Annotated in this window: 10 protein-coding genes; 2 read left to right on the top strand and 8 right to left on the bottom strand. The window is 70.9% G+C overall.

Features of this window, described 5'->3' with window-relative positions; translation table 11 throughout:
* Window positions 1–207 precede the first annotated feature (207 nt).
* Together VEA62_RS14075 and VEA62_RS14080 are read left to right on the top strand one after the other, a co-directional pair.
* Window positions 208–561: a hypothetical protein gene (locus tag VEA62_RS14075; protein WP_324822929.1), complete on the top strand. Its 354-nt coding sequence runs from the start codon at window positions 208–210 to the stop codon at window positions 559–561.
* Window positions 562–603: 42 nt separating this feature from the next.
* Window positions 604–2,883: an NADP-dependent malic enzyme gene (locus VEA62_RS14080; RefSeq protein WP_324822931.1), complete on the top strand. Its 2,280-nt coding sequence runs from the start codon at window positions 604–606 to the stop codon at window positions 2,881–2,883.
* 40 nt (window positions 2,884–2,923) lie between these two features.
* Here VEA62_RS14080 and VEA62_RS14085 read toward each other — a convergent pair whose 3' ends face one another.
* From VEA62_RS14085 to VEA62_RS14120, 8 genes are all read right to left on the bottom strand, one after another.
* Entirely contained in the window at window positions 2,924–4,285 is a 1,362-nt protein-coding gene (locus VEA62_RS14085; RefSeq protein ID WP_324822933.1) for an AmpG family muropeptide MFS transporter, read from the bottom strand.
* 34 nt (window positions 4,286–4,319) lie between these two features.
* Window positions 4,320–5,864 carry a response regulator gene (locus tag VEA62_RS14090; RefSeq protein WP_324822935.1) on the bottom strand — a complete coding sequence of 515 codons (1,545 nt, stop codon included), beginning with the start codon at window positions 5,862–5,864 and terminating at the stop codon, window positions 4,320–4,322.
* A gap of 80 nt (window positions 5,865–5,944) precedes the next feature.
* On the bottom strand, window positions 5,945–7,543 hold the full coding sequence (locus VEA62_RS14095; protein WP_324822937.1) for a YifB family Mg chelatase-like AAA ATPase: 1,599 nt from the start codon (window positions 7,541–7,543) through the stop codon (window positions 5,945–5,947).
* A 62-nt stretch (window positions 7,544–7,605) separates the two neighbouring features.
* Complete coding sequence (gshB, locus tag VEA62_RS14100) at window positions 7,606–8,553, bottom strand: glutathione synthase (protein ID WP_324822939.1); 948 nt, start codon at window positions 8,551–8,553, stop codon at window positions 7,606–7,608.
* A gap of 61 nt (window positions 8,554–8,614) precedes the next feature.
* Window positions 8,615–9,430: a SirB1 family protein gene (locus tag VEA62_RS14105; protein ID WP_324822941.1), complete on the bottom strand. Its 816-nt coding sequence runs from the start codon at window positions 9,428–9,430 to the stop codon at window positions 8,615–8,617.
* Window positions 9,427–9,825, bottom strand: a complete 399-nt coding sequence (locus VEA62_RS14110; protein ID WP_324822943.1) for a YraN family protein — start codon at window positions 9,823–9,825, stop codon at window positions 9,427–9,429. The genes VEA62_RS14105 and VEA62_RS14110 overlap by 4 nt, the downstream gene beginning before the upstream one ends.
* Window positions 9,826–9,863: 38 nt before the next feature.
* A complete protein-coding gene (gene rsmI, locus VEA62_RS14115; protein WP_324822945.1) occupies window positions 9,864–10,736 on the bottom strand; it encodes a 16S rRNA (cytidine(1402)-2'-O)-methyltransferase in 873 nt (290 codons plus the stop codon).
* Entirely contained in the window at window positions 10,729–10,983 is a 255-nt protein-coding gene (locus tag VEA62_RS14120; protein WP_324822947.1) for a hypothetical protein, read from the bottom strand. Before VEA62_RS14120 ends, rsmI begins: the two co-directional genes overlap by 8 nt.
* Window positions 10,984–11,205 lie beyond the last annotated feature (222 nt).

Raw genomic sequence — 11,205 nt, forward strand, 5'->3', positions numbered from 1 at the left:
GGTGATCCGGCAAGGCCCGAATGTCAGGGCCGCCAGCCGGAGGGCGCGTGGAAAACGGCTACGCGGGGCAGTCTGTCTCGTCGAAACGGTAAACTACAAACACATCCGGGCGAGGCCCGGCTGTCCCGCACCCTCCCCACCCTTCCGCGGCTCCCGCCCCGGAGGACGCCGACGCATGCCTGATCCTCAGCCCAACGGAGACCACCGATGAAACCTCGCCGACCCCGCCGCACCCGACGCAAGGACCGCCAGAGTTGGGCCGCCCAGCACTGGCGCCTTCAGGAGATCGCCGAGGGGCGACTGGAGCCGCATTTCGAGCACGAGGTTCTCTTCCGCTGGACTCTCGACCACCGGGGCGTCGCCAATCCCCACGCCTTCATCCTGCCCGCCATGCTGTTCCTGGCCGCCACCGTGACCAGGCCGCTGCCCCGCAGCTTGAGCGAGGGACCGGCCCCCGCCGCTCCCGGAACCGCGCCGTCACGGCCCGGCCTCCCCGGGACGGCCGGGGGAGACCGCGATCTCCTCACCCGCGCGGTTGTTCCCTCGCCTCCCTCGGCCTAGGAACAATCCTCCCGACCCGACCCTGCGGAAGCCTTCGCCGACATGCCCGACCATACCGACAAACAGACCTTCTCCGACGAGGACGCGCTGGAGTTCCACCGCAGCCCCCAGCCGGGCAAGATCTCGATGGCCCCGATCAAGCCGATGGCGACGCAGCGGGATCTGTCGCTGGCCTATTCGCCGGGCGTCGCCGTGCCGGTTCTGGCCATCGCAGAGGATGTCGACAAGGCCTACGACTTCACCTCCAAGGGCAATCTGGTCGCCGTCATCTCCAACGGCACGGCCATCCTCGGCCTCGGCAACCTCGGCCACATGGCCTCCAAGCCGGTGATGGAGGGCAAGTCTGTCCTGTTCAAACGTTTCGCCGACGTCGACAGCTTCGACGTCGAGGTGAAGACCACCGACCCCGACGAGTTCGTCACCGTGGTCAAGAACATCGGCGACACCTGGGGCGGCATCAACCTGGAGGACATCAAGTCTCCGGAATGTTTCGAGATCGAGGCCCAGCTGCAGGACCTGCTGGACATTCCGGTCTTCCACGACGACCAGCACGGCACCGCCATCATCTCCACCGCCGGCCTGATCAACGCCGCAGAGCTCGCCGGCAAGAAGCTCGAGGATCTCAAGGTGGTCCTGTCCGGCGCGGGCGCGGCGGGCCTGTCCTCGATCGGCCTGATGAAAGCCGCCGGGGTCCGCCACGAGAACACCGTCATCGTCGACCGCGAGGGCGTCGTCTACCGGGGCCGGCCCAACATCGACCAGTGGAAGGCGGCCCACGCCACCGACACGCCGCACCGCACCCTGGCCGAGGCCATGGTCGGCGCCGATGTCGTCCTGGGCCTGTCGGCCAAGGGCGCGATCACCAGGGAGATGGTCGCCTCCATGGCGCCCAATCCGATCATCTTCGCCATGGCCAACCCGGACCCGGAGATCACGCCCGAGGACGTGCTGTCGGTGCGCTCCGACGCCATCATCGCCACCGGCCGCTCGGACTACGTCAACCAGGTCAACAACGTGCTGGCCTTCCCCTATCTGTTCCGCGGCGCCCTCGATGTCCGCGCCCGCCAGATCAATCACGAGATGAAGGTCGCCTGCGCCCAGGCTCTCGCCGCCCTCGCCCGCGAGGACGTGCCCGACGAGGTCGCCGCCGCCTACCGCGGCCGCAAGCTGAAGTTCGGCCGCGACTACATCATCCCGACCCCCTTCGACCCGCGCCTGATCTGGTACATCCCGCCGTTCGTGGCCCAGGCCGCCATGGACACCGGCGTGGCGCGCAGGCCGATCGAGGACATGGACGCCTACCGCACCCGGCTGCGCTCGCGCCTCGATCCGTCGGCGGCCCTGATGCAGAACATCTCCGGCGCCGTGCGGGCCGGGCCGAACAAGCGCGTCGTCTTCGCCGAGGGCGAGGAGACGGCCGTGATCCGCGCCGCCTGGGGCTTCAAACAGGCCGAGCTGGGCACCCCGATCCTGCTCGGCCGCGAGGAGCTGATCCGCAAGAACGCCGCCGAGGCCGGGCTGAATTTCGACGAGATGGGCATCGAGATCGTCAACGCCCGCATCTCGGAGCACAACGCCGACTACGTCGACTGGCTGTACGCCCGCCTGCAGCGCCGCGGCTATCTGCGCCGCGATGTGCAGCGGATGATCAACCAGGACCGCAACTATTTCGCCGCCGCCATGTGCGCCCGCGGCCAGGCCGACTGCATGGTCACCGGCGTGACCCGCAATTTCAACATGGTGCTCAAGGAGGTCCGCCGCGTGCTGGACGTCCGCGAGCGAATGATCGGCCTGTCGATCCTGCTGGCCAGGGGGCGGACCCTGTTCGTGGCCGACACCTCGATCCACGAGCTGCCGGGCGCCCAGGATCTCGCCGACATCGCCATCCAGGCCGCCGCCACCGTGCGCCGGCTCGGCCGCAACCCGCGCGTCGCCTTCCTCAGCTATTCGACCTTCGGCAATCCGCCCGGCGACCGCGGCGAGATGATCCGCGAGGCCATCCGGATCCTCGACGCCAAGGGGGTGGATTTCGAATACGAGGGCGAGATGCCGGCCGAGCTGGCCCTCGATCCCGAGGCCCGCGCGGCCTATCCGTTCATGCGCCTGTCCAAGGACGCCAACGTCCTCGTCATGCCCGGCATCCATTCGGCCTCGATCTCGACCCGACTGGTCCAGGCCCTCGGCGGCGCCACCGTCATCGGCCCCCTGCTGGTCGGCCTCGAGCGCTCGGTCCAGATCGTCTCCCTCGGCGCCTCGGTCAGCGAGATCATCACCGCCGCCACCTTCGCCGCCTACGAGGAAGGGGCCATGGGGGAGGAATGAGCCGGAGGCCAAAAATCCTGACTTCCAGCTTCCTCGCCGGTCAGCCTGGCGCCACGGTCGCTCGTTTCAGCCGCTGGTTCCGGCGCTCCAGGAACCAGCACAGGATGACGGCCGGTATGCCCACCAGCGCGGTGCCCGCGAAGAACAGGGCGTAGGCGGTCATCAGCGAATGGCCCTGTTCGAGACTCTCCACCGCCACGCCCGAGAAGCCCTTCAGGAACTTGCCCAGCAGGGCGTAGAACGAACTGAGAAGGGCGTACTGGGTAGCGGTGTAACCGATGCCGGTCAGGCTGGACATGTAGGCGACCAGGGCCGCTCCCGCGAAACCTTCCGAGAAATTCTCGACGAACAACACGCCCGCGAACATCGGTGTCGACAGGCCGGCCACCGCCATCAATGTGTAGCCGAGGTTCGACATCGGCCCGATCAGGGCGCCGAGCAACAGCGTCGGACCGAAGCCGAAACGCACTGCGCTCAGCCCGCCCGCCGCGACGCCCACGAAAGCCGCGATCAGGCCGACGCTCAGCCGCATGGCGCCGATCGCCTCCTTGGTCAGGCCCAGATCGATGTAGAAGGGCCCGACCATCGGCCCCATCACGAAGTCCGGCAGCCGGTAAAGGCTGATGGCGGCCAGCATCAGAAATGCCGCGGCCTTGTGGGTCTTCAGGAAGTTGAGAAAGGGGCCGACCACGACGTCGAACATTCCCCGAAGCGTCCACGGCGGCGCGCCCCCCGTGGCCGCCGCAATCTCGCGCCGGTCGACCGGCTCTTTCGCGAACAGGGTCGCGCCGATGGCGATGACCATGGCCGCTCCCCAGATCGCATAGGCGCCGTTCCACCCGAACCAGCTGGCGAAGAAAAGGATGAGGGCGTTGCCCGCAAGAATCGCGGAGCGGTAGCCCAACTGATAGGCCGAGGTCAGCAGGCCCATGTCCTCATCGCTCTCGGCGCTTTCAATACGCCAGGCATCGACGACGATGTCCTGTGTCGCCGAGGCGAAGGCGGTGACCAGGGCCGCCGCTCCCAGCGCAGTCAGTCCGCCTTCCGGCCCGATGATCGCCATGGCGATCAGGGCGCCGCCGACCACCGCCTGGGACAGGAGCATCCAGCCGCGTCTGCGTCCCAGTCGACCAATCAAGGGCACATCGAACCGGTCCACCACGGGGGCCCAGATGAATTTGAAGGAATAGGCGAGCCCGACCCACGAAATGAACCCGATGGCCGACAGGGTCACATCGCCCTCCGCCAGCCAGATACTGAGGGTGGCGCCCGTCAACAGGAACGGCAGGCCGGATCCGAAGCCCAGCAGCAGGGTAATCAGGACCCGTCCCTGACCCAACGCCCTGAAAACGTCTCTCGCCCCCGCCTTGCGCGGCGCGGCTGGCGTTGTGCTGTCGGTCATCGGGCGTCCCTCGTGCGACGCCCCCCGGCGTCCTCTATGCGACGGCGACCTTGGCGCGGTCCGCGCTTTTCGTCCAGCGGGCCAGTGAGGCGCGCAGGGCGTCGAGCTCGAGCGGCTTGACCAGATGATCGTCCATGCCGGCTTCGAGACAGGCGCGGCGGTCCTCGGCGAAGGCGTTGGCGGTCAGGGCCACGATCGGGGTCTCGTCGCCGCGGGCGCGGATGGCGCGGGCGGCGCTGGGGCCGTCCATGCCGGGCATCCGCATGTCCATGAAGACGAGATCGTAGCGGGCCCGCTTCAGCGCATCGAGCGCCTCGTGGCCGCTGGCGGCGGTCTCCACCGCGCAGCCCTCGCGGCGCAGCAGCGTCGCGGCCAGCAGGGCCCCGACCGGATTGTCCTCGACCAGCAGCACCCGGATGCCCGAGAACCGGGTCAGGGCGACGCGGTCGTCCTCCGGCGGAGGCGGCGGCGGACCGGGCTGCATGGCCTGCTGCGCACCCGAGGCGGCGAGCACACGCTCGGCCACCGAGGCGCGGCGCAGCGGCTTGATCAGATAGCCGTGGAAGCCGGCCGAGCGGTAGCGTGCGATCAGATCGCGCTCCGACGGCTTGAGCAGGACGATGGCGCGGGCGTCGAGAGGCCGGGGGACGAGGCTCAGCCCGGCGGGGCGCGCGGCGTGGTCGATCAGGATCACGGGCGCCTTGGCCGAGACCACGCCGCCCGAGGCCTCGATCTGGGCCGCCGCGGCGGCGCGCACGAAGGGGTCCGGGCTGACCACGGCGACGGTCTGGCCGGCCAGCGACAGACTCCGTTCCGGCGCCCCCTTCACGGCGGGGAATACCGCCTCGAAGCGGAACCGGGCGCCGGGGCCGTCGGGCCGGTCGCCGACGCTGACCGTTCCGCCCATGGCGTGCGCCAGCTTGCGCACCACCGCCAGGCCGAGACCGGCCCCGCCGAAACGGCTGGCGTCCGAGGAGTCGACGTGACCGAACTCCTCGAAGATGCGGCCACGCGCCTCGACCGGCACGCCGGGGCCGGTATCGTCGACGATAAAGGCCAGCTTCGGCCGCTTGAGCGATCCGCCCGAGCGCTCGACCGTGATGCGGACGCCGCCGGTCTCGGTGAATTTCACGGCGTTGCCGGCGAGGTTGAACAGCACCTGCCGCAATCGGCCCTCGTCGGCCATGACGTCGACGGCCTCGGGCGCCACCGACCAGGCGATCTCCAGTCCCTTGTCGTGCGCCTTGGGGCTGAGCAGCTCGGCCACGCCGCGCACCAGGGTCTCGATGTCGACCGAGGCGGCGTCGAACTCCAGCCGGTCGGCTTCCAGCCGGGCGTAGTCGAGCAGGTCGTTGACCAGGCCCAGCAGGTGTTCGGCCGAGGAGCGGGCGGCCTCGGCGTAGGCGCGCTGCGCGCCGTCGAGCCGTGTCCGCTGCAGCAGGCCCAGCATGCCGATGACGCCGTTCAGCGGCGTGCGCATCTCGTGGCTCATCAGGCGCAGAAACTGCTGTTCGGCCCCTTCCGCCGCCGGAGCGTCCGCTGTCGCCCTGTCCGGAACCGCCGTCGTGCTGCGCGCCATTCGCCATCCCCCTTGGGTGGTAACCATGCGGGGCAATCTCTTAAGGCTGGTTCAAGCGGGTGGGTTAAGGAAGTCTGAGGTCACCAGGCCGGCGCCTCCGGGCGACGTCCCTCGCGCCCGCCCTCCTGCCGTTCGAAGTCGGCCTGGGCCCCGACGCTGGAGCGGCGATGAACCAGCGCCTCGGCGATGTGCCGGCGCAGAACCCCGTCGCAGCCGTCGAGGTCGGCGATGGTGCGGGCCAGCCGCAGCGTCCGCGTCCAGCCCCGCGCCGTCAGGCCGCCTGCCTCGCCGGCCCGCATCAGCAGGGCCCGGCCCGCCTCGTCGGGCGTGGCGAACCGGTCCAGCGTCTCGCCGGAGGCGCGCGCGTTGATCGCCTGATCGTACGAGGTTTCCGGATCGATGCCGGCGGCGCGCAGCCGGTCCTGCTGCATCGCCCGGGCGGCGTGGACACGCGCGGCGGCCTCGGCCGTGCCCTCGGCGGGCGGCGGCAGGGCCATGTCGGCGGCGGTGACCGGGGGCGTCTCCACCGTCAGGTCGATACGGTCGAACATCGGCCCGGAGATGCGGTTCTGATAGTCGCGCTGGCAGCGGGGCGCCTTGCCGCAGGCGCCCTTTCCCCCGCCGCCCATGCCGCAGCGGCACGGGTTCATCGCCGCCACCAGCTGGAAACGCGCCGGATAGCGGACGTGGGCGTTGGCGCGGGCCACCACGATCTCGCCCGTCTCAAGCGGCTGGCGCAAGGAATCGAGCGCCTGGGCCGAATACTCGGGCAGCTCGTCGAGGAAGAGCACGCCGTTGTGGGCGAGCGACGCCTCGCCGGGCCTGGCGCGCAGCCCGCCGCCGGTCAGGGCCGCCATGGAGGCCGAATGGTGCGGGCTGCGGAATGGCCGGTCGCGGGTCAGGGCCCCGCGCTCGATCAGCCCGGCCACCGACCAGACCATCGAGGTCTCGAGCAGTTCCTTCGGCGTGAGCGGCGGCAGCAGGCCGGGCAGGCGCGCCGCCATCATCGACTTGCCGGAGCCGGGCGGGCCGACGAACAGCAGGTTGTGGCCGCCGGCCGCGGCGATCTCCAGCGCCCGCTTGGCGCTCTCCTGGCCCTTGACCTCGTTGAGGTCGGGCACGCGGTCCCCGGACCGCATCGCGCCCGGCTCGGGCCGGCGCAGCACCTGCACCCCCTTGAAGTGATTGACCAGGCCGATCAGGGAGCGCGGCGCCAGCACCGCCACATCGCCCGCCCAGGCCGCTTCGGGCCCGTTGGCCTCCGGGCAGATCAGGCCCAGACCCATGGCGTCCGCCGCCACGGCGGCCGGCAGGGTTCCGCCCACCGGCGCGATCTGGCCGTCCAGTCCCAGTTCGCCCACGGCGGCCCAACCGGTCAGGACGTCGGCCGGGATGACGCCCATCGAAGCCAGCAGGGCCAGGGCGATCGGCAGGTCGAAATGGCTGCCCTCCTTGGGCAGGTCGGCGGGCGCCAGATTGGCGATGATCCGCTTCGACGGCATGGCCAGGCCGATCCCGGCGAAGGCCCCGCGCACCCGTTCGCGGCTCTCGGCCACAGCCTTGTCGGCCAGGCCGACGATCGTGAAGGACGGCTGGTCGCTGGACAGCTGTTGGACCTGCACGTCAACGCGCCGGGCGTCGACACCCTCGAAGGCCACCGTGACGACGCTGGCCACCATCGGCCCCTCCCGCGATCCAGACGAGAACGAACCATGAACCGGCGGGGTTTACAAGAGCGGCGTTACGCGACGGCGCGCCTGCGCTCGATCGCGTCCCACATCAGGGCGGCCGCGTCGACGCCGGTGAAGCGCTTCAGCTGCTGGGCCCCGGTCGGCGAGGTGACGTTGATCTCGGTCAGCCAGCCGCCGATCACGTCGATGCCGACGAAGACGAGGCCGCGCGCCTTCAGCGTCGGGCCGATGGCGGCGCAGATCTCGCGGTCGCGGTCGGTCAGTTCGACCGGCGCGGCGGTGCCTCCGACCCGCAGATTGGAGCGCACCTGGTCCTTGGCCGGGATGCGGTTGATGGCCCCCACCGGCTCGCCGTCGATCAGGATGATCCGCTTGTCGCCCTTCGAGACCGCGGGGATGAATTTCTGGATCACCAGCGGGTCGCGCGAACCCATGGCGTGAATCTCGACCAGGGCGTCGAGGTTGGGGTCGTCCGCCTTCAGCCGGACCACGCCCGAACCGGCCGCGCCGTGCAGGGGCTTGAGCACGACCTCGCAGTGGCGGCGATGGAAGTCGGCGAGGGCGACGGGATCGGACGACACCAGGGTGGGGGGCGTCAGCCCGGGGAAGCGGGTGACCAGCAGCTTCTCGGGCGCCGAGCGCACCTCGGCCGGGTCGTTCACCACCAGCGTCTTCGGATGCACCGTCTCGAGCAGGTAGGTGGCGGTGACATAGGCCATGTCGAAGGGCGGGTCCTGGCGCATCAGGATCACGTCCACGTCGCGCGACAGGTCGAGCCGGACCTCCTCGCCATAGGTGAAGTGATCGCCCACCGTCGGCCGCAGCGTCACCGGACGGGCGCGGCAGGACAGCCGCCCGTCCTCCAGCGCCAGGGTGCGGAAGTCGTAGATCCACACCGGATAGCCCCGATTCTGGGCCTCCATGGCCTGCAGGAAGGTGGTGTCGGACTCGATGTTGACCGCCTCGATGGGGTCCATCTGGATCGCGACTTTCAGCATGCCCTGTCCTTCCACGCGGTCGAGCCTTGGCTAATGGGCAGAGCGCGGGCGGGGCGCAACCCTAGTTCAGCTGCAGCCGCACCCGGTCGACCGACATGCGGCGGTGGACCTCGCCGGGATCGTCGAGCGAACGGGCCCGCGACAGGGCCTCCAGCGCCCCGGCCAGGGCGCCCTGCTTCTCGCGCGCCGCGGCGACGTCCAGCCACGGGCGGTGATCCTCGGGATCGAGCAGGGCCCGGCGCAGGGCCGAGCGCTCGGCGCCTTCGAAGTCCTGGGCCCGGATGGCGCGGCTGAACAGCACGTTCTGGAGGCGCAGCAGGGCCTGGCGGTCGCTGACCGGGGCCATCAGCACGTCGAGTCGGTCGGCCACATGCGGCGTCAGCCCGGCCCGCAGGGCGCGCCGGGTCAGTTCGGACGGCAGCACCAGCCGGCCCTGGCTGAACGGGTCCAGGGCCACCGGCCCGTCGGGGGTCTCGACCCGGAGCAGGAAATGGCCCGGGAAGTCGACGCCCTGCGCCCGCACCCCCGTTCGGCGCGCCGCGTCGAGGTAGAAGATCGCCAGGGTCGCCGACAGGCCGCGCCGGCGCTCGGCCACGTCGATCACGTCGGTGTTGCCCGGATGGTCGTAGTTGATCAGATCGCCGTTCAGCCGCAGGTCCGAGGCCATGGTTTCCGCCAAGGCGTCGTCGGGACCCTCGTCCGTGATCCGCTCGGCCAGCCGTTCGGCGGCGTTGTGCGCCAGGGTGCGGACGGGTTCGGGATCGCGGAAGGGGTAGTCGTGGATGGCGCAGGCTATGGCGGCCTCCAGCAGGGGGAAGGCGGCGTCGTCGGCCTGCCCGGCCTCCGTCAGTACGGATTCGGCTTCGTCGCGCGTCACGCCCGCTCCCTCCCGAACGGCTCCACGCCACGACGATGGCGCGGAAGGCGGCCCGGAGCCAGCGCCACCATATCGATTCGGAGCAGATGTCCGGCCAAGCTGGGTCTTTGACGCAACACCGCACGGCCCGCGGCGAGCAGCCGGTCGTACTGTTTCGCGGACAGGGCGGCGAGGGCCTGATCGAGGGTGGCGCGGCGCTTGACCTCGACCACCGCCAGCGTCCGGCCGCGCCGGGCGAGGATGTCGATCTCGCCGGCCCGGGTCTTGAGGCGGAAACCGAGCAGCTGATAGCCGCGGCTCATCAGCAGCAGGGCGGCCAGCCATTCCGAGCGGTGCCCCTCGCGGTGCGCCAGCCCGCCCAGCGCAATGCGCCAGCCGCGCTTCGCCGTCGCCACCCTCGGCGCCTTGAGGCGAACCGGGGGCGGGGCGCCGCTCACCGGCCCTGCAGCTCGAGCGCCCTCCGATAGAGCGGCTTGCGCGGCAGGTTCAGCGCCCTGGACACCTCGGCGGCGGCCTCACCGGGCGGCAGGCGGGTCATGGCTTCGGCGAGGGCCGCGTCGGCGTCGGCCTCCGAGGCGATTTCCGTCTCGCCGGGCCCGATCACGACGACGATCTCGCCCTTGGGCGACTGGCAGCGGGGATCGGCGGCCAGTTCGGGCAGGAGGCCGCGGATGCATTCCTCATAGAGCTTGGTGAGCTCGCGGGCCACGGCGGCGGGGCGAGGGCCCAGCACCGCGGCCATGTCCGCCAGGCTGTCGGCCAGGCGCGGGCCGCTTTCGAAGAAGACCAGCGTCTGGCGTCCGGTGCGCAGTTCCTCCAGCGCCGTCCTGCGCGCGCCGGACTTCGCGGGCAGGAAGCCGGCGAACAGCACCCGGTCGGCCGGCTGGCCGGCGATGCACAGCGCCGCCAGCAGGCTGGAGGGGCCCGGGATCGGGTGCACCGGCAGACCCTCGGCGATCACCGCCCGGGCGACGACGAAGCCCGGATCGCTGACCAGCGGCGTGCCGGCGTCGGAGACCAGCGCCACCACCGCCCCCTCGCGCAGCCGCTCGATGGCGATCTCCGCCGCCCGCGCCGAGGCGTGGTCGTCGCAGCGCTCGAGCCGGGCCTTCAGGCCATAGGCCGACAGCAGCTTGCCGGTCACCCGCGTGTCCTCGGCCAGCACGAGATCGGCGGCGGCCAGCACGTCCAGCGCCCGCAGCGTCATGTCGCGCAGGTTTCCGATCGGGGTGGCGACCAGATACAGGCCGGGCGCGACGGGGCGCGGCGGTGGGGCGGTCGGGGGAAAGGACGAGGGATCAGGCATCGGCGGGAGCGTGACAGCCGGGGCGGTCCGGCTCAAGGGCGACCCTTTCGAGCAGCAGCAGGGGCTCGGAGACGACAAAGTCTTCCGGATCCGGGGCGCGGCCGCGCCGGACCAGTTCGAGGTACATGCGCTCGCGGTCGAACAGGCGCTGGTACTCGCCGGTGACGAGGCCCCTGAGCCGGACGAGCTGCAGGGCGCGGATGAAGGTGCGGCGGTGGCGATGGCGGGCGGGGCGACGGGGTTGCATCGGGGGCTCCGGGAGTGAGGCGGGAGGCAGGCGGCGGGCGGCAGGCGCGGTTGTTCGTCCTCCGGAGCGTGAGCCGCGCAAGGTGGGGAGGGTGCGGGACAGCCGGGCCTCGCCCGGATGTGTTTGTAGTTTACCGTTTCGACGAGACAGACTGCCCCGCGTAGCCGTTTTCCACGCGCCCTCCGGCTGGCGGCCCTGACATTCGGGCCTTGCCGGATCACC

Source organism: Brevundimonas sp. (assembly GCF_035627475.1).
Taxonomy (GTDB): Bacteria; Pseudomonadota; Alphaproteobacteria; order Caulobacterales; family Caulobacteraceae; genus Brevundimonas.